The following is a 16,409-nucleotide window of genomic DNA, read 5'->3' on the forward strand; positions in this document are numbered from 1 at the left end:
GAGGACGGTGTAGAACAGTATCACTGATGTAGAGAAGAAATAACCGGCTGTATAAATTAATCCCATAAACAATGTGAGGTTGTTGATAAGAGATAATTCGTATAAGTACCAGAAATAAGTCCCTAACCACATGAGGTAAGGTACAATTACGTCATTGAAGTAGCTCATGAAAAAGAAAGCCCTTCTCTTTACGGGCATCATTAGGAAAGATATTATACTGCCTGAGTTCATGTGGTCTCCGAAGACGAACACTATGTTCCTTAACGCCAAAGCTACGGCTACCGTCTCTGGAATGCTTATGACTGGTATATTCGCTAAAACCAGAGCGTAATTAAGGAAGTTTCCTCTTATCAGGAATGAGGGGATAAAGACGTACCCCACTAACATAGTCGGCAGGATCATCTGTAACGTCGGGTCTTTGTACCTCTCCTTAAAAAGTATTTTAAACACCTGAAAGCTTTCTGAAGACGTCATCCAGACTCACCTTCCTGACACTCAACACTTCCACATGGTTGTCGTCAAGAATGTCAATTACCTTCCTCATCTCGTTCCTGACTTTAATGTAGGGACCGTCGACTACCGGGTTAAAGTCTTTGAGTACTTGTAAAGCCCTTTCTTTGTCTCTCACGAGGACTAGAATTTCCTCACCTTTGACCATGGACTCCACATAAGAGAGTTCTCCAAGAGCCTTTATCATCCCGTCATCTATAAAGACAACATGATCAATTACTTTCTCTAATTCTGAGAGTATATGGGATGATATGAAAAAGGTGACCCCGTAATCCCGTGCAAGAGCTTTAACCATGTCGTAAAACTCTATCCTTGCTTGAGGATCTAGGTTGGCTGTAGGCTCGTCAGCTATTACTAACTCTGGGTTTTTCAATAGTGAAGCTATCAGCTGTATTTTCTGTGCTTGTCCTGATGAGAGTTGAGAGACTCTCTTTCTCATGTGGTCCTGAAGGTTGAATTCCTTAATCAGCCTAGCTAAGTCTCCGTGAAATACGCTGTTCAAGTCCTCCAGATATTCCCTAACTGTATCATTAGAAGGGTAAGGTAGCTTAGTAAAGATAACGGACACCTTTTTCCTAAGACGTGGATTATCCCACGGGTCTTCCCCTAAGATATATACCTCTCCTTTGTCCTTCCTGAGTAGTCCGGAAAGGATCTTTATAGTCGTAGTCTTTCCAGCTCCATTAGGTCCCACAAAGCCCGTAATTGAACCCTTCTTAACGGAAAAAGTGAGACCTTTTAAGACTAATTTTCCTCTAAAACTCTTGATTAACCCTCTTGCAAAAATAACGTCCACAATCCCTTTTTTAACTGTCAATTATTATAATTTTTCCTAATTTTTGAAAGAGCACAAAAGCTTCTCTCTATAGTCAAGGATCTTTGAACTCACTTCCAAAAAGTCGTTAACAAGTGATGAATCAAGCTTTCGATAGCTTAATACCTCGTTTACGCTCTCCTTCAATAACACGTCCCTAGACTTCTTGTCTAATGAACGTATTATTTCCACACCTTCCTTAAAGTGATATTCATCACTCCAGAGGTTGAACCTCGTGACAGGCTTATTTATTATTTCGTAGACGTAGTAGAGGGGTTTCCAAGAAAGTAACGAGTGCCCGTGGTCTATAATATATCCGTTGTCCTCCTCGTCAGCCATTAGGTGGTCTTGTTTGAGGTCTATGTTCAGAACCCATTCCTCAAAAGGTAGAGCTTTCTTAAGCTGAGCAAGGTTTCTAATATCAGAAGGACTTATGACCTTTCTAGGCAAATACTCCATTACTAAACCCTCGTGAGTCAGACTTACCTCCAGTACTGGGAACCCCAATACATTACCCAGTCTGGATACAAAGAGTTCGCTGAAAAGCTCATATGTTCCGTGGACTTCATCTTCCTCCTTAAACCTCTTTGTAAATTTCATCGCCTTGTAATTATCTTAATGCTTAAAAATTCACTGTCTATTAAGGACGAGTGCAGTCTAACCTACACTTCTTTTTCCTTTAAACTCACGTCCTACCTGTTATACAAGATTACAAAATTAACTACGTCTAACGGTCCTTAAAATCACTGCTAATTATTAAAATTTTTTAATTTTCAAATCATTAATACTTTTTATGTATAAGAGAATAGAAATTAGAAAAGACGGATTAGGCTTCTGTTATCAAGGATCGTGGATAAGCATTGCCGCGACAGACGATTCGTTAATTATAGCTGAAGAAGTGTCCTACGAGGTCGCGATCGGAAGTCAGTTCTCAAAGATAAGATTATTGGTGAAGAACGGCAAAGTTTATGCCGAGACTCCTTTAGGGACTTCTGAACTTAAAGATCCATCACAAATCCTCGAAAACCTCAAAAAGATTAACGAGGAGGTGGTCAAAACCAAAAACACAGAATTATACGAGAAAATTAAGAAACATATCTCATACTAACTTCCACAATTTTGCGAATTAACGGGGCACGCAGACAATCCCATAATGAGTATCTTTACTTCCTACATTAAGCGTGTCATAAAATCTTGAGAAAAAGTATTTTGAGAAAAAGAGTGTAATATAATTATGGTTCAGACTGAAACACCTGACAGACATATTCCATCATTTATCCTATCCTCCCCCTTACGCCGATTGTTTGAAAATCCTTACTCAATTTTAAGAGAGTTTATTAAAGAGGGTATGACAGTCCTTGACCACGGTTCAGGTCCAGGTTTCTACACTATTCCTATGGCGAAACTAGTTGGAGAAAAGGGGACGGTCTACGCTGTGGACTCTGACAAAAGGTCTATTGAGAAACTACAAAGAAAACTGAAGTCTCTAGGCATAAACAACGTTGTGACTTATGTTAGCAGGGACTTGAGTACTATCCCTTCGGGATCAGTCGATTTCGTGCTATCAAAAGACGTGTTGTGTTGTACGGTTTTGCATAGGGAACTGGCTATGGACATTGAAAGAGTTTTGAAGAGAGGCGGTAAAGCTTACGTCACAGTCAGACTAGGTAAAGTAGGAAAGGATCCTAGGTCTCTTTCTCCTGAGGAGTTCTTTTCCCTCTTTACAAACGTGAAAAAGAAAGGGAAGGGTAAATTCAGTGCATGGGTAATTCTGGAGAAAGAATAATAATTTCATAATAACTCAAATAAGTTTAACAATTAAAGCATATTTTTAAATGTATTCACGGTAAATAATTTGTGATTACATATGAATGACGCCTTCCTACTTTCCCTCCTGATTGCATTATCGATGATCGTTGTAGTTTTTTATACCGTATATGAAGTTGAGAGATGGAAGAGTAGAAATAGAGTCTTGATCTCTCTGTATTTACAAGGTATGATGTTAACTATGAACTTAGGCGGCTACCTCTACTTGGTCTACAAGTCAGCATTCCTATTTCTAATGATAAACGGGGCTTACATGTTCTTTGCCTTATACCCTATTTTGACCTTCAAAGGAGACATAAAGAGGAAAGAAGTAATCTACATACCGTTTTCAATCCTTATGGTAGTGTCAGAAGCGGTAATGGGGGCTCTAATTTACACGCTTCAAAGCGGTAGCCCCGCAACAATTGATCAAGCCATAGATAACGTCTGGTTTGTGGGGGTGATGGTCGCCGAGATGGTATTTACTTTAGCAATAAGGAAAGACTCAGATCCTACCCTGAGAAAATATTTGATTGCGACCCTACTATTGATGCCGTGGTTCCCTGCAGTAGCAGGATTGTACTCATTCTACGCTTCAGCATTTATAATGATCGCTGCTACAATAGTCATTTACGAAACGTTATACTCTCAACGCCTGAGAGCAACTCAAGATACGTTCACCGTTATAGAGCTTATGAGTATATTCGCCTTAATGATGATTGGCGAGTTTGTTTACTTCCTGATAAACTCACTGACCCTTTTCGACATATCAATGGGCATCGCGATGTTCTGGTTTATTTATAGGACTCTCTCGGGACCAAACCCCATTAAGGCAAACTACCTGAGAAACGCAAAGGTTGCATTTGCAATAATATTCGCCACCTTCGCGATGGAGTATTTCATGGGTGCTGTTTTAGACTTTCTTGAAGGTGTATTTTCCCCCGGGGTTCAAGGTTTCATTTCCTCATTGACTTTACCATGGCTTAGTCCGAACACACCTTGGAACGTTTTATGGGACGGGATAGACATAGTCGGTTCTGTGTTAGGAAGCGTATGGTTCTTAATAATGATGGGAATAGAAATGGGATTCTTAGCATTTAAGAAAATGTTAGAGATGAAGGTGAGAGAAGTAAGGATTAGAATGATATTGATGATGTTGGCTTACGCTATATACTCAATTTACCTACCTAATTTCTCACCTATATCTTCTCAAATGCAATTTATACCTTACATGTGGAGTATGGGTGTAGGAACTCTTGGAGGTGTCACTAACGCCTTCCTGATGGCAATTATCGGTACGTATGTAATATACGGAGTATTGAGTTTCCTTTTCGGTTCTAGAAACTTATGCGCTGTAACATGTACTGCACCTTTAATGTACCAAGGTAATTTTTATGATTCCCTCAAGGTCTACAACAGGAGTTCCAAGTTAGGGAGAAAAACACTTACGAGTAAGTCCCCCAAATGGTATAGGATCATAGGTTTATCGATATCCCTACTAGTCTTAATCGCAGCTATTATTTCCTACCTAAGTAACCAAGGGATTTTATCGTTCACAGTGGAGGGAGTGGATATAACTGTTTTGATCTACTTCATAGCCTTCGATATTGTGTGGTACATAGTATTTATATCGATACCGTTCATGGGTACTTTTGCTTGTGTAACCCAAGGTTGGTGTTACTGGGGAGTGTTCAATCAGGCTATCAGTAGAATAGGTTTATTCAGGCTGAAAGTTAGAGACCCACAAGTTTGTGTCAACTGCAAGACAGTAGACTGTGCAAACGCTTGTCCTGTGGGGATTACTGACATGAGAGGAGAGTTCATAAAGAAAGGAGAGATGAAATCAATAAAGTGTATAGGAATAGGAGAGTGCGTAAATTCATGTCCTCATAAGAATATATTTTTCTACGATGTGAGACATGTAATATCTGACTTTTTGAGGAAAAAGAAGTAAAAATAGAACAATACCTTCTACCTGTTATCTTTTTTGCCTATTGTTTTTTTCACGAGTCTGATTATAATTAAACCAGCTACTGATAGAATTACTATAAAGGTAGCTATTTCTAACGGAGTATTGTTTGATTTTGTAGATGTTGATTGTAATTGAGGAGACGTAACTAGTGTCTTAGTTATACTCTAACTCGACGTAATAATTGTTGTTGAAGAACTAACATTAGTTGTAGATGAGCTCGGGAAAGCTGTTTGCGTAGTGTTCGTGGTAACGGTTTCTGTAGTCTGTGTAGAAGTAAACGAGGTGAAAGTAGTAGAATATGTCGATATCGTAGTTATTTGTTGCTTTTCTGAGGGCTGACTTTCTACGTAGCCGAATTGGGACAAATAGTCTAACACTGTAGTATTCTTATTTTTTTTTTTTTTTTATTATTTCTTGAAGATAATTACCGCCTATATAGGCATTTTCCTTATTCTATCCACTTTTGCATTTTCAATTATTTCATATTGAATACATAACCACACGCTCTACATCTATATAGATTCCTACCTATCCTGAAGCCCACAGCATTTCCACACTTGGGGCAAAGCACTAGCGATACGTTTCCCATGATCTTTTGTCCTTCAGCAACCAACGTTCGTTCATGAGAATGGTCTAACTTATCTGTAAAGACTACTTTCTCAACTCCTTTCTCTCTGTATCCACACTTCTTACATATTGAGTATCTCCCTTTCGGGAACATCGCTGAACCGCATTTAGGGCAGAACCTCATAGAGAAAAAAGCGAAATCCTAGCATAAATATCGATCTTAGTGACGGTGGGGTATTACCCAATCGCACTTTCTAATACCTTATTAAACACTGCATCCATCTTCTTCACAACTTCCAGGTTTTCTATCCCGTGTTCCTTGGCTATCTCACTCGGCAGTTTAAAGGAAAGGAAAACCCTGCCTCCTTCCTCCCATATTAAAATCCTTAAAGGTAAATCATAGCCAACTTCTCTATTCACCTGCATTAATAGTGTCCCAGCATTGGGATTACCAAACACAATTAGCTTCGTCCTCCCCAGCTTTAGACCAACATTATCCGCGTTCTTACCGTGGTCGATAACGGAAAATATTGTCATACCTAGATTTGTTATTGCTTCGGAAAGTTTCTTTTCGCATTTTTCGAATACGTCCTTACATTCTACTTTGTGCATAATAAGACAAATGTGAACTATAGTTAAAGCGTTTTTTCCAAATCAAGATGCCGAAAACTAAACATATACGTTAACCTACTGTCTGTAACACATTTACTTAACTATTAGTTATTTTTAATTACTTCTAACCTCTTTAATGCCATTAAGTAAGCTGAGGCTGTATGCCTATCAAAACCCTTCTCCCTCTTTATCCTATCGTGACCCTCAGAATTTGTAGTACCCTTTGGATTAACTAGCACAACGTCGAAACCCAACCTAAGTGCTTTAATAACACCGTGAATTAATATTTGCTTCTTAGCGAAACGCGAAACCTTCCTATTACCACTTCTACTCCTAGTGAACTTCCTCCTCTTCACTAGGAACAAATCCTCAAAAGCAACGTAATCAACGCCAATCCGTGATAGGAAATTAAGAGCTTGTGAATCAGCTATTAAATGTGGAAAGCCATCATCACAAGAGTAGATTTTCCCTATCAAGCTTGATATGAAGCTAATAATGCAAGGAGAGTCAATCGAAAATGTAAAAATTAGCATGTGAAATCGATAAGCTCTAGGTTATTATTTGTAAAATTATTTACTTTTTTATTGTTAAATAATATTTCGAAATGATTTTCTTTAGCCTCTTCAAACAGTGATTTTAATACAGTGTAATCCTTATTTCTCATATTTACTTCCTTCTCAGTAGTAAGCCTGAGCATGGGCGTAAAATCGTTTACTTTTATTTTTTCTTGTTTCTCAGAAATATAATATAAATCCTTTAGATTCGTATACAATATCATCTTTAATAATCCATCTTTTATGTCATCCTCAGAAGGTAAAGCAGAATTCTTTGTATTCTTGGCTTCGATTAAACATACTTTATTTTTCTTAGAATTAAAGAACACCTCGTCAACAGTAAAGTGATAAAATCCGCCTAAATAATTCTTTATATCTATAGTTCCTTTATTACCATAGGTTCTTTCTTTAGGTTGGCGAGTTATGCTTTCTCTATACTGCGCTTTTAGAGATAAGGTTCTAGAGAAATTCTTGAAAGCCTCTACATCAGACATGACCTTTTCTATCCTTTTACGTGCAGAGGCTAAATCATGAAATGTTACTTTTGTTTCACTTGAAATTCTCTTATATGATTCTAAAGCCTTCTCTCCTATCTGTTTCAAGTTTGATAACTCATTCATGTTCCAATGTAACGCATCTGACCTATAATTGGAGAGTTCGTCGAACTTTTTCTCTAGGTATTCATAATCGAATTCCTGACTAGTTACCTTATTTTTATACTTAGGATTCTTACTAGCTTTTACATAATAACCAACGATAACATAAACTCCTAATAAACTCATAAGAGCAACTGTATCCCATTGTATAAAATCCCTGTCTCCGTCAACTCCTTCGTCTTTCATAATAGGTATTATTGTAACTATTTTGCCCTTAGAAAACTGCAAAGTATTATAAACTCTTGCGTAAGGATAAGATCTAGTTCTCTTGGGAGAAACCCACCAGCTTACAGCAAACTCATTACCAGATCTCTTATATACAAAAGAAGAAGAATGCTTAATACCTTCAGATAAATCGTAATAAGTTTGCAAAACTGGTAACAAGAATTTCGGCTTATATTTAATACCTTCTATTGTACCGCAAAGGTGAATCAATTTAGATCATCTATTTTGCAATTTTTCCTCAATTTTTTCCCTTAACTTAGTCCTTAATCTCTTAGCGTCTTCTCTCTCAATTACCTCTATCTGCGGTTTTCCGAAAAGTGTATTAACACCAATCCTTTCTAAGATTATATCCTTTAATTCTAAGTCTATTTCATAGCCTATCGCATTTCTTTTCAATTCATTGGCGACTTTCAACGTGGTTCCAGTCCCAGCAAATGGGTCTAGAACTGTATCCCCTACGTAAGAATAAAGCGTAATAATTCTCCTGGCTAACTCTTCTGGAAACGGTGCTGTATACTTCGAATACTTATTATTAGGCAGTACGTTAGTTATTTCCCACACACTCAAATACCATTTCTCCCTTTGAAATTTATTTACATCTATTTTACTTTCTTCCTTATTCCTAGGGATAAATTTTCCTGGCTTCTTAAACACTACTATATCTTCATAAACATTATCTGGATAATAATAAAGAGGGTAAGGATGTTGAATGAGAACCCCACTCCTCCTACTAATCCTGATATAACCTTCTGGTTTTTTCCAGATAATCCTCTCTTGATATTTAAAACCCAAGCTTTGCATTATTTTTATTAAATCTGCAACTATAGGATAAAGTTCACCGTCTATTCTAACATCTGCTGTAACGAAAACTGCGACCCTACCTTCCTCTAAGACCCTAAAAATCTCCTTACCCACTCCATTCAACAAGCTCAAGTAATCGGCATAAGAAGGAAAAAGATCTGGAAAGTCAAAAGGTGCATTATAGTATGGAGGAGAAGTAAGAACTAAACCAACACTATTATCCTCAACTTCTTTCATATTTCTAGAGTCTCCAAATATAACTCTCATTATTGAGACTTTTGTTATAAGTTAAACTTTAAAGCTTTTGTTGTGTGAGAGGTCGAACTGTTATAGGGTTTTATGATTCAGCAAAAACGCTGAGATGAGAGATTGTAACGCTTCATCGTAACTACTCGTTAATTTTAATTACTCCTAAATATCGTTTTGACAAGTTGTGTTTATATAGTATTACAATGTGCTTTTACTGAGATCCCCCTAACTGATGACGAGCACTGCTCACGAGGATGGGAGTGATAAAAGTGTGGATGGGAGGGTAGTGGTGTTTCACTCGACCAGCCCCAATGATTTAAGGGTGACTGTGCATGATCCCTTAGGAGAGGTGTGTGACGGAATTAGAAGTAATTAAAAGTAAGGAAGAGTTACACCACGGGTAAACACTCCTCTTAAAGCCAAGTTGATCATAGCCTTTACAGCCTTTGAGTGAGAGTAAGCAATTCTAGCTACCTTACCCACGTCCTCAAACTCAACCCTACCATTTATAGTCACGAATTGGAAGTTATCAATTGCTTCCTTAGAACCAATTAATTTACTCCTCATCATCTGGTAGGATAACAATTACAATCACCTCCTTGCCGTATAATTCCTTCCCCTTCTCCTTGAGCTTTGAGGGGATAGTTATACCATTTCTTTTATTCCCTCTATCGCTCCTAGTGCCAGTAATTTGTATATATTGTCCCTTACTGCATTGTATGGTATATCAGCTTCTTCGCTAATTTCAGTTATTGTTTTTGCTTCTTTCTTTTTCTTTAGAAAAGCGATGATTCTATACATGGGGATTCCTTTTGGGTCTCTTTCTCCGACCATGTTTATCGTGTAATGTTATACATTACACACTATTTAAATCTTTCTATGTCTCGTTTCACATTACAAATTACATAACATTATATGAAGAGTAGACTGAAAGTATCATGTAGTGTTTAGCATGACAAGTGAAAAGCCGTTTGCGTTGAGTGAAGTCGCTCAGAGAGTCTTAATAGTGTTAGGGAGGGAAAATCGCGGCTTAACTATAAGGGAGTTAGTAGAGAAGACCGATACTAATAGCGGAAGTATAAAGAGAGCGTTAGAGGAATTAACAGAACTTAAGTTGATAAAAGAGGAAAGGGAAAACGTCTTCCCTTACAGAAGACTGATCAGTTTAACGGAATTGGGAAAGGAGGTAGCTAAACGGGTTATAGAAATTGAAGAATTAATTAAGAAAGTGCGGACTAATGACTGAAGAGTGGAAATTAGTATTCCATATTAAAATGAAGAAATTAGCAAGAGACTTTCAGCGTGACGAATTGGAAAGAATAGAGGAAGTCCTGGATAAGCTTAGTAAGAGGAAACTAAATGAGCTTAATATGAAGAAATTAGAAGGATGGAGAGACAACGAAAATAGGGACGTTTATAGGATAAGAGTTGGGAGGGATATACGAATACTTGTTTCTTTCGATGACGATAAAAAACAAATTCACATATGGAGAATCGCTAGGAGGGAATCCGTTTACGATGAATAATATCACTCTCTTTCTTAAGCTCTTCAAACAAGTTATGCAATTCTTCACTATTATTAATTACAGTAACCTCCTCAGTCTCTGGTTCTATTATTTTGATTTGCTTCTTTTCCATAGGTAATAATTAGCACTAGGAGTTAAAAAAGATACAAGAAATGTATACTATGTTTCGTTTAACATTACACAGAAAAGTCTATATATCATGTAATGTATAACCTTACACAGAACAAACATGATTTCCACACAAATCCCCAAAAATCCGATTAAAAGGTTAGATGTTTTTTTACACCTTGGGAGAAGGTGTAATAATTTCCGCAGATGTTGAGTCTAGAACTAGAAGAGACGTAACCCATTATAGCAGAATTGTTTTAGACCCGTTAAGCCTGAAAGCGGTCAAAGCTACATGCAGTTGTGAAGCTGGGAGCTTCGGAGAGAAATGCTGGCATTTGAAGACTTTAGAGCAGATGATTAAGAAGGAGCTAAGGGAAAGGATAAAGAAGGCAAGGCATGAAATGATGCAAATAGAGGAAGACATTGCCTCGTGGGGTTGAGAATTATGCAAGTCCAGCTCTAAGGTGATAAGTTATTGGAGCTTTTGGAGGCTTTATACCACATCAACGAGGTTATGAAGATAGCTAAGAGTTACGACCCTAAGGCGTTTGAAATGCTCTCCGAAACAAAGGAGTCTCTAATCGACTGCTTGGTCAGTCAGGTGAGACAAAATGGAGAGTGAAACTTTACAGTATCAGAGAAACTTAGAATACTTAATTAAGTTGTTGAGGGTTTACTTTCAACTTGATGAGATTCTCAGTTTTGCAATGGAAGAGTTAGGAGGCGATGAAATAGTAATTGAAATATCAGCAGTTAAGGACAGAGTTAGAAAAGTGATTGAGAGAATGATAAGTTAGAATTTTTCTTATTAAACTGGGGAGTTTATTCTAATTCTCTAATAAGAGAATAAGAAAGGAGCGTTAGTGTTCCCGGAGATGCTACTAACTTGAGAAAGAAGAACGTTGAGATTAAGGAAACAAAGGCTCACGCGTTAGCTTGCGGAACCGCTAAGAACCTGAAGACAAGGTCAGTGATGACTGCAGAGAGATTCGGGCAGAAGATGGTGTAACCTAAATACTACTTTTAATTCAGTTCTCGGTATACATCACAATATAAAAATTTACATCATCTCAAATCAAAAGAGATTAATTTAACCTTGAGAAAAATAGTATTGTGTTTCCTCTAAAGTCTTTAGACCAAATTCAAATAGGAATAACAGAAGACCATGAATTACTCAGACAGAGTGTAAGGGAGTTTTCGGAGAAGTTCTTGCTACCTAACGTAGATAAAGGAGAAAAAGAGAAAGATTTCCCAGAAGAAGCTAAAAAACAAGCGGCTGATATGGGACTTTTCGGACTTGACATACCATCAGAATATGGCGGACAAGGAGCTGATTATCTCTCATTACTTGTCACATCTGAGGAGATTTCAAGGATTTGGACTTCTTTCAGCACGTTATTACTAGTCCACTGGATGCTCGGTAGAGCAGTACTAAAATACGGTAGTGAGGAAGTCAAAAGGAAGTATCTGCCTGAGATAGCTAGCGGGAAGAAACTTGGAGGCTTCGCTAACACTGAGCCTGAGGCCGGTTCTGACGTAGCCGGTATAAAATCGGTAGCAAAAAAAGTGAACGACCATTACGTCTTAAACGGTAGGAAAATCTTCATAACTAACGGAGATATAGCAGATTATCTAATTATCACTGCAAGGACGTCACCACCAGATCCTAAAGCTAGGTGGAAGGGGATTAGCATGTTCCTGGTGGAAAGAGATTGGGGAATAAAAACTATGAGTAGAATCGAAACAACGGGTCTTAGAGCATCCCATACCGCCGAAATCGTTCTTGAGGACGTCAGTGTACCTTCGGAGAACCTGTTAGGAGAAGAAGGAATGGGGTTTAAATATGCAGTAGAGTCCTTTGATTACGCTAGGACTATAGTCTCAGCTCAGGCTGTAGGGATAGCCCAGTCAGCGTTTGAAAAACTCGTCGAGTATTCCTTACAAAGAAAAGCCTTTGAAAGACCTATAGCAGATTTTCAGATGGTTCAGCAAAAGGTTAGTGAATCGCTTTCAGACCTAATGACTTCAAGACTTCTAACATATTGGGCTGGTACCTTATACCAAAAGGAGATGATGGATGAATACATAGTTGCTGCGTCTTTAGCTAAGTTCCACTCTACAGAAGCTGCAGAGAGGGTAGTTTTAAGGGCGATGACCGCTTTTGGAGGTTACGGCGTAACGGTATCTACGGGTCTCGAAAGACTCCTTCGTGATTTACAAATTCTGAAGACGTATGAAGGGACTAACGATATACAAAGAATTAGTGCTGCTAGGCAATTGTTTTACAGATTTAAGGGTGTAAAGGTTGGTTGATCAACCTTTTTATAGAGACGCCCTAGTGAGGAACTTCATCAGATATTTAATTGAAGAAAACCCAGAACGAATTGAGATAAGTACTGAAATGATAGAAAATCTTTGTTCCATATCTGAAGAAGACTTAAAGAGACTTGTTGACGAGACTTTGGAGTTCATAGTAGCCAAAAACACAAATGAAGTTCAAAAAGATGCTGTAATCAAGAGGATAAGGGGGATATGTATTGATCAAAGTCATTGACGTCCACGTTCACTATGCGATGTTGAAGTTCGGGACACCACATTACTGTAGAAGACTGAAGGAAATGGCAAAAGGTGCGAGGTTTAATATAAGAAATGAGCGTGTAGAGATAGAGAAAATAATACTAGTTCCTTCTTATCCTTGCCACACGGAAATATGCGGGGACGCTTTCTACGACGATATTAGGATTATTAAGGAAAACCCAGACCTTTTCGCGACGTGGGGAGAAGTAGACCCTAACTACTGCGAAGACCCCATAAAGGAGTTAGGGAGACAGTATGATTTAGGTATAGTAGGGGTAAAACTTCACCCTGTGCATAAATGGTTTAAGCTTAATGCTTATAGAGAAGAAGAGGGAGGCAATATAAAGTTATTAAGGATCTACGAATTTGCTGAGGATCATGATTTACCGATACTCGTCCACACCGGGACTAGTGTAGGAGAAGGGGCGAGGAACAAATATGGCGACCCGATACTATTGGATGACGTGCTGAAAGAGTTCAGCCTTCATCGTGACCAATAGTCACTTTTCGTGACTATTGATCACTTAGCCTCATCACTCCTTCTCCCTCTCCATGCCGTCTACGGGAGCGGTAGTTGAACCACTCCCTTCGAGGACATGGGGAGTTTCATTGGGTGCCTTCCTCCACCTCACAACTGCTCATAGACTTCACAGTGGCACCCTCCAATTTAATGTTAGCATAAAAGTTTATAAATTTTAATGCTTCTAACACTCTTATGAAGCAAATAGTTTTCAAATCAACCGTCTCAAGTTATGGCACTGATAAGTATGGGAATAAGAGATATGGTATAACTATCCCCTCAAAGCTCAAGGAGAAGGGGAAGGAATTATACGGTAAGGAGGTAGTTGTAATTGTTATCCTACCAGATGATGAGGAGTAAATTAATTGGTTCTAAGGAAGCGATTGGTAACTTCCAATTCGTGACTATAAATGGTAGGGTTGAGTTTGAGGGTAAGGTAGCTAGAATTGCTTACTCTCACTCAAAGGCTGTAAAGGCTGGGATTGACTTGGCTTTAAGAGGAGTTTCATTAAACGATGCTGTTAAGGAGTTGTACAAGATCATTCCTTACGCGTTTTATGCCGAAACGGCTTATAAGCAGGCTTTAGCATCGGTTGAGAATAACGGTAATAAGGTTGAGATTAATAAGGAGTGGATTGCTTGTAGGGGTAACAAAAGCGATAATGGTAATAGGGGGATTAAGTTTCACGTTTTTGAAGACCACGTGGAAGTTAAAGTTAAAGACCCATGGGATAAGTGGGTTCACGGGAAGGCTTATTTTGGCAAGGAGTATTTACCATTGCTCCATGAGTTGGAGGAGTTATCTCGAAGGAAGGAGGAGGGTTACGGTGCTGTAATTAGTTTCAAGGATTACCCTATGATCCACCTACAAATCCCACTCTGGCTTTATCTGAAGCACTTCTCTTCACTGAAACCTAATGGTTACGGTTTGATTGCCGGTTTTAATTTAAATAGTGACAGACTAAATGTTGTCGTTGTTAGCAAGGATGGTAAAGTTGTTACTAAGAAGACGTGGTGGTATTCAGATGTTACTAGACCGGGTTTTCCTAAAGGGAAAGCTATGGCTTTGCGTTTGAATGCTCTTTCAGAGTCTCTTAATTCCCTATCAAGGGTTGGTGTTGATTACGTTGCTTTTGAAGACTTGTTCCTAGTGAAGAGGAGGAAGTTCACTAGGAGTAAGAGCGGTAATAGGAAGGTTTCACGTTTTGCTAAGAGGCAATTGTTAATTCACGGTGTTATTAAAGCACTTAGGTTGGGTTTCAACGTTGTGTTAGTTAATCCTAAGGGAACTACAAATTCTGAGGGTCACGACAAGGTGATGAGGAAGAAGGGTTTCGATAGGCATACAGCCTCAGCTTACTTAATAGCCTTAAAAGGATTAGAAGTAATTAAAAATAACGAATAGTTACGTAAAAGTGCTGAAAGACTTTTCCAGAATTATCTTTATAATAGCACACGCGGGTAGACCTATATGGTATCAAACGGCTTTTTACCTAGCTAGAATGTTTAGCAATGCTTATCTAGAGATATCTTCAATAACTCCTAAAAACCTTTTGAACGTGTTGCCTAGGTTAATGGAGATAGAAGATAAGGTAATCTACGGTAGCGATTTCCCATCTTATGCGGAACAAGACCTGGCGGAATATGCCGAAGAAGCTTATAGAGTGACAAAAAGCGAAAAAATAATGAGAGACAATGCTTTAAGGTTAATATTTAGAGAGAGGTGAATGGAAGAGTTAAAGAACGACTGTGTTGTATAAAGACTGATAGATTTATCTTGTTAATTTCAAGAATATTAATATAAAGTAGGGTCGCTTATTTAAAGAATTAGCAAATAATATTGTTGAAGAAACCTATATCACTTAAGGTAGGATTATCAAAATAATTTCTAAAAGAATTATTTTATCCGTTTTATTCAGAGTACTCGTCACGTTGTTAAGCTGAGAATTGGATACAATTCATGAAAATTCAATGAAGCTCAAACCCCTTATCATTCAACCTTTAGCGCCCTTTCAAAGGGCCTTAATACTCCTCTCTTCTCCATATCAATCGTGAATAGGGCTATCCATCCTCCTAATAGCCATCCTCCTAACACATCCAAGGGCCAATGGACACCTACGTAAACCCTCGAATAGGATACGAGTAAAGCTTCAATTAATAGAGGAACCCATACCCATTTAGGAGCTGTAAAAGCTATGACTATCGCCCCATCTCCTACAATTAACGCATGGCCTGAGGGGTAGCTGAAATCGTGAGACTTACTGACTAATAGATAATCGGGGGAAACATAATAAAATGGCCTCAGTTGTGATACTAAATATTTGCTCGCCTCACCGAGAATTATGGCGAGTATAAAGGATCCAGCTAAAGTTATTGCAATTTTTCTAGTCTTCTTGAAAACGAATAGTATTGCTGTTACAGGGATCCAAACGTATTCCCTTCCGTATTTAGATAATAAGACCATTATAGGGTTAAGAAATGAAATTTGGTGATAATTTATCAGTTTAAATACCTCGACGTTTAGGGGGATATTTTGTTCCCCGACTGCTTTTACGTACAATGTAAGGGCTATAAATAAAATAAATAGAGCCCAATATTTTTTCATACGACTATTGAAACTATATTTCCCTATAAAGTTATCCGTATCCTACTTTTTTATATATAAACTATGTACATGAACTTTATTAGATAAGTGATATTTCTACAACGTATGAGAAATTGTTACATTGTAGTAACCTCAGTTTTACTACTAACTCTGAACTTTAACCACCCCTATTTTGTGTTATTTTTAATACCACTATTGATCTCTGAGACTAACCTAAGGTTACCTAAGGTAATAGGACCCTTATTACTATTATTATCTTTACCTTTTTTACGATATCAACATAACGACACTATCGTTAGAACTCGTT

Annotated in this window: 24 protein-coding genes and 5 pseudogenes; 16 read left to right on the forward strand and 13 right to left on the reverse strand. The window is 38.0% G+C overall.

Going from position 1 to position 16,409, the window contains the following annotated elements:
• The 3 genes and pseudogenes from WIW89_RS04915 to WIW89_RS04925 all read right to left on the reverse strand — a co-directional run.
• Nucleotides 1-474, reverse strand: a pseudogene (locus tag WIW89_RS04915) (hypothetical protein); the annotation flags it as partial.
• A complete protein-coding gene (locus tag WIW89_RS04920) occupies nucleotides 443-1,327 on the reverse strand; it encodes an ABC transporter ATP-binding protein (protein ID WP_443296294.1) in 885 nt (294 codons plus the stop codon). The pseudogene WIW89_RS04915 and the gene WIW89_RS04920, both read right to left, overlap by 32 nt.
• 15 nt (nucleotides 1,328-1,342) lie before the next feature.
• The gene (locus tag WIW89_RS04925) at nucleotides 1,343-1,924 is read right to left on the reverse strand and encodes a hypothetical protein (RefSeq protein WP_337719960.1); all 582 of its coding nucleotides are present in this window, start codon (nucleotides 1,922-1,924) and stop codon (nucleotides 1,343-1,345) included.
• Between the two features lie 193 nt (nucleotides 1,925-2,117).
• Here WIW89_RS04925 and WIW89_RS04930 point away from each other — a divergent pair, with 193 nt between their 5' ends.
• From WIW89_RS04930 to WIW89_RS04940, 3 genes are all read left to right on the forward strand, one after another.
• Entirely contained in the window at nucleotides 2,118-2,432 is a 315-nt protein-coding gene (locus WIW89_RS04930) for a hypothetical protein (protein WP_337719961.1), read from the forward strand.
• A gap of 126 nt (nucleotides 2,433-2,558) precedes the next feature.
• Nucleotides 2,559-3,110 carry a class I SAM-dependent methyltransferase gene (locus tag WIW89_RS04935; RefSeq protein ID WP_337719962.1) on the forward strand — a complete coding sequence of 184 codons (552 nt, stop codon included), beginning with the start codon at nucleotides 2,559-2,561 and terminating at the stop codon, nucleotides 3,108-3,110.
• A gap of 81 nt (nucleotides 3,111-3,191) precedes the next feature.
• The gene (locus WIW89_RS04940) at nucleotides 3,192-5,084 is read left to right on the forward strand and encodes a 4Fe-4S binding protein (RefSeq protein ID WP_337719963.1); all 1,893 of its coding nucleotides are present in this window, start codon (nucleotides 3,192-3,194) and stop codon (nucleotides 5,082-5,084) included.
• A gap of 182 nt (nucleotides 5,085-5,266) precedes the next feature.
• Here WIW89_RS04940 and WIW89_RS04945 read toward each other — a convergent pair whose 3' ends face one another.
• The 6 genes and pseudogenes from WIW89_RS04945 to WIW89_RS04970 form a co-directional block, all read right to left on the reverse strand.
• On the reverse strand, nucleotides 5,267-5,479 hold the full coding sequence (locus WIW89_RS04945; protein ID WP_337719964.1) for a hypothetical protein: 213 nt from the start codon (nucleotides 5,477-5,479) through the stop codon (nucleotides 5,267-5,269).
• Between the two features lie 98 nt (nucleotides 5,480-5,577).
• On the reverse strand, nucleotides 5,578-5,853 hold the full coding sequence (tfs4, locus tag WIW89_RS04950; RefSeq protein WP_337700477.1) for a transcription factor S4: 276 nt from the start codon (nucleotides 5,851-5,853) through the stop codon (nucleotides 5,578-5,580).
• Between the two features lie 53 nt (nucleotides 5,854-5,906).
• Complete coding sequence (locus WIW89_RS04955) at nucleotides 5,907-6,281, reverse strand: DUF302 domain-containing protein (protein WP_337719965.1); 375 nt, start codon at nucleotides 6,279-6,281, stop codon at nucleotides 5,907-5,909.
• A 104-nt stretch (nucleotides 6,282-6,385) separates the two neighbouring features.
• A pseudogene (locus WIW89_RS04960) lies at nucleotides 6,386-6,715 on the reverse strand (hypothetical protein); the annotation flags it as partial.
• A 92-nt stretch (nucleotides 6,716-6,807) separates the two neighbouring features.
• A complete protein-coding gene (locus tag WIW89_RS04965; protein WP_337719966.1) occupies nucleotides 6,808-7,926 on the reverse strand; it encodes a hypothetical protein in 1,119 nt (372 codons plus the stop codon).
• 6 nt (nucleotides 7,927-7,932) lie between these two features.
• Complete coding sequence (locus WIW89_RS04970) at nucleotides 7,933-8,784, reverse strand: DNA-methyltransferase (RefSeq protein WP_337719967.1); 852 nt, start codon at nucleotides 8,782-8,784, stop codon at nucleotides 7,933-7,935.
• Between the two features lie 201 nt (nucleotides 8,785-8,985).
• Between WIW89_RS04970 and WIW89_RS04975 the strand changes: the two are divergent.
• Nucleotides 8,986-9,170 (forward strand): annotated as a pseudogene (locus tag WIW89_RS04975) (hypothetical protein).
• Here the strand turns inward: WIW89_RS04975 and WIW89_RS04980 are convergent.
• A complete protein-coding gene (locus WIW89_RS04980) occupies nucleotides 9,139-9,351 on the reverse strand; it encodes a hypothetical protein (protein WP_337720032.1) in 213 nt (70 codons plus the stop codon). The pseudogene WIW89_RS04975 and the gene WIW89_RS04980 sit on opposite strands and share 32 nt — an antisense overlap.
• A gap of 60 nt (nucleotides 9,352-9,411) precedes the next feature.
• On the reverse strand, nucleotides 9,412-9,600 hold the full coding sequence (locus WIW89_RS04985) for a hypothetical protein (protein ID WP_337708659.1): 189 nt from the start codon (nucleotides 9,598-9,600) through the stop codon (nucleotides 9,412-9,414).
• Nucleotides 9,601-9,718: 118 nt separating this feature from the next.
• Here WIW89_RS04985 and WIW89_RS04990 point away from each other — a divergent pair, with 118 nt between their 5' ends.
• Both WIW89_RS04990 and WIW89_RS04995 read left to right on the forward strand, forming a co-directional pair.
• On the forward strand, nucleotides 9,719-10,012 hold the full coding sequence (locus tag WIW89_RS04990) for a helix-turn-helix domain-containing protein (protein ID WP_337708657.1): 294 nt from the start codon (nucleotides 9,719-9,721) through the stop codon (nucleotides 10,010-10,012).
• Nucleotides 10,005-10,292: a type II toxin-antitoxin system RelE family toxin gene (locus WIW89_RS04995; RefSeq protein WP_337708656.1), complete on the forward strand. Its 288-nt coding sequence runs from the start codon at nucleotides 10,005-10,007 to the stop codon at nucleotides 10,290-10,292. Before WIW89_RS04990 ends, WIW89_RS04995 begins: the two co-directional genes overlap by 8 nt.
• Here WIW89_RS04995 and WIW89_RS05000 read toward each other — a convergent pair.
• Nucleotides 10,264-10,404 (reverse strand): hypothetical protein, encoded by a 141-nt coding sequence (locus tag WIW89_RS05000; protein WP_009071214.1) that lies wholly within the window; start codon nucleotides 10,402-10,404, stop codon nucleotides 10,264-10,266. The genes WIW89_RS04995 and WIW89_RS05000 overlap by 29 nt on opposite strands.
• A 117-nt stretch (nucleotides 10,405-10,521) precedes the next feature.
• Here WIW89_RS05000 and WIW89_RS05005 point away from each other — a divergent pair.
• The 10 genes and pseudogenes from WIW89_RS05005 to WIW89_RS05050 all read left to right on the forward strand — a co-directional run.
• Nucleotides 10,522-10,840 (forward strand): annotated as a pseudogene (locus WIW89_RS05005) (SWIM zinc finger family protein).
• Nucleotides 10,841-10,875: 35 nt separating this feature from the next.
• A complete protein-coding gene (locus WIW89_RS05010) occupies nucleotides 10,876-11,022 on the forward strand; it encodes a hypothetical protein (RefSeq protein WP_337719968.1) in 147 nt (48 codons plus the stop codon).
• Nucleotides 11,012-11,197, forward strand: coding sequence for a hypothetical protein (locus WIW89_RS05015; protein ID WP_337700462.1), 186 nt, complete (start codon nucleotides 11,012-11,014; stop codon nucleotides 11,195-11,197). Before WIW89_RS05010 ends, WIW89_RS05015 begins: the two co-directional genes overlap by 11 nt.
• 89 nt (nucleotides 11,198-11,286) lie before the next feature.
• Entirely contained in the window at nucleotides 11,287-11,409 is a 123-nt protein-coding gene (locus tag WIW89_RS05020) for a hypothetical protein (protein WP_337719969.1), read from the forward strand.
• Between the two features lie 101 nt (nucleotides 11,410-11,510).
• On the forward strand, nucleotides 11,511-12,713 hold the full coding sequence (locus tag WIW89_RS05025; RefSeq protein WP_337720028.1) for an acyl-CoA dehydrogenase family protein: 1,203 nt from the start codon (nucleotides 11,511-11,513) through the stop codon (nucleotides 12,711-12,713).
• Entirely contained in the window at nucleotides 12,706-12,954 is a 249-nt protein-coding gene (locus WIW89_RS05030; protein WP_337719970.1) for a hypothetical protein, read from the forward strand. Before WIW89_RS05025 ends, WIW89_RS05030 begins: the two co-directional genes overlap by 8 nt.
• On the forward strand, nucleotides 12,938-13,477 hold the full coding sequence (locus WIW89_RS05035) for an amidohydrolase family protein (protein ID WP_337719971.1): 540 nt from the start codon (nucleotides 12,938-12,940) through the stop codon (nucleotides 13,475-13,477). The genes WIW89_RS05030 and WIW89_RS05035 overlap by 17 nt, the downstream gene beginning before the upstream one ends.
• A 215-nt stretch (nucleotides 13,478-13,692) precedes the next feature.
• Nucleotides 13,693-13,857, forward strand: coding sequence for a hypothetical protein (locus WIW89_RS05040; protein WP_337719972.1), 165 nt, complete (start codon nucleotides 13,693-13,695; stop codon nucleotides 13,855-13,857).
• Nucleotides 13,847-14,902 carry a hypothetical protein gene (locus WIW89_RS05045; protein ID WP_337720029.1) on the forward strand — a complete coding sequence of 352 codons (1,056 nt, stop codon included), beginning with the start codon at nucleotides 13,847-13,849 and terminating at the stop codon, nucleotides 14,900-14,902. Before WIW89_RS05040 ends, WIW89_RS05045 begins: the two co-directional genes overlap by 11 nt.
• A 10-nt stretch (nucleotides 14,903-14,912) precedes the next feature.
• Nucleotides 14,913-15,224: pseudogene (locus WIW89_RS05050) on the forward strand (amidohydrolase family protein); the annotation flags it as partial.
• A 263-nt stretch (nucleotides 15,225-15,487) separates the two neighbouring features.
• On the opposite strand, the gene sepP reads toward WIW89_RS05050, so the two are convergent.
• The gene (gene sepP / locus WIW89_RS05055; protein ID WP_337719973.1) at nucleotides 15,488-16,102 is read right to left on the reverse strand and encodes an undecaprenyl-diphosphatase SepP; all 615 of its coding nucleotides are present in this window, start codon (nucleotides 16,100-16,102) and stop codon (nucleotides 15,488-15,490) included.
• Between the last annotated feature and the right edge of the window lie 307 nt (nucleotides 16,103-16,409).

Origin of the sequence: Stygiolobus sp. CP850M (assembly GCF_037389425.1) — an archaeon.
GTDB lineage: Archaea > Thermoproteota > Thermoprotei_A > Sulfolobales > Sulfolobaceae > Stygiolobus.

Coding starts and splice junctions, on each gene's coding strand:
- WIW89_RS04940 (WP_337719963.1), top strand. CDS start 3,192: ATGAATGACGCCTTCCTACTTTCCCTCCTGATTGCATTATCGATGATC.
- WIW89_RS05015 (WP_337700462.1), top strand. CDS start 11,012: ATGGAGAGTGAAACTTTACAGTATCAGAGAAACTTAGAATACTTAATT.
- WIW89_RS05045 (WP_337720029.1), top strand. CDS start 13,847: ATGAGGAGTAAATTAATTGGTTCTAAGGAAGCGATTGGTAACTTCCAA.
- WIW89_RS04990 (WP_337708657.1), top strand. CDS start 9,719: ATGACAAGTGAAAAGCCGTTTGCGTTGAGTGAAGTCGCTCAGAGAGTC.
- WIW89_RS04925 (WP_337719960.1), bottom strand. CDS start 1,924: ATGAAATTTACAAAGAGGTTTAAGGAGGAAGATGAAGTCCACGGAACA.
- WIW89_RS05040 (WP_337719972.1), top strand. CDS start 13,693: ATGAAGCAAATAGTTTTCAAATCAACCGTCTCAAGTTATGGCACTGAT.
- WIW89_RS04955 (WP_337719965.1), bottom strand. CDS start 6,281: ATGCACAAAGTAGAATGTAAGGACGTATTCGAAAAATGCGAAAAGAAA.
- tfs4 (WP_337700477.1), bottom strand. CDS start 5,853: ATGAGGTTCTGCCCTAAATGCGGTTCAGCGATGTTCCCGAAAGGGAGA.
- WIW89_RS04930 (WP_337719961.1), top strand. CDS start 2,118: ATGTATAAGAGAATAGAAATTAGAAAAGACGGATTAGGCTTCTGTTAT.
- WIW89_RS04970 (WP_337719967.1), bottom strand. CDS start 8,784: ATGAGAGTTATATTTGGAGACTCTAGAAATATGAAAGAAGTTGAGGAT.
- WIW89_RS04995 (WP_337708656.1), top strand. CDS start 10,005: ATGACTGAAGAGTGGAAATTAGTATTCCATATTAAAATGAAGAAATTA.
- WIW89_RS04985 (WP_337708659.1), bottom strand. CDS start 9,600: ATGGTCGGAGAAAGAGACCCAAAAGGAATCCCCATGTATAGAATCATC.
- WIW89_RS05000 (WP_009071214.1), bottom strand. CDS start 10,404: ATGGAAAAGAAGCAAATCAAAATAATAGAACCAGAGACTGAGGAGGTT.
- sepP (WP_337719973.1), bottom strand. CDS start 16,102: ATGAAAAAATATTGGGCTCTATTTATTTTATTTATAGCCCTTACATTG.
- WIW89_RS04935 (WP_337719962.1), top strand. CDS start 2,559: ATGGTTCAGACTGAAACACCTGACAGACATATTCCATCATTTATCCTA.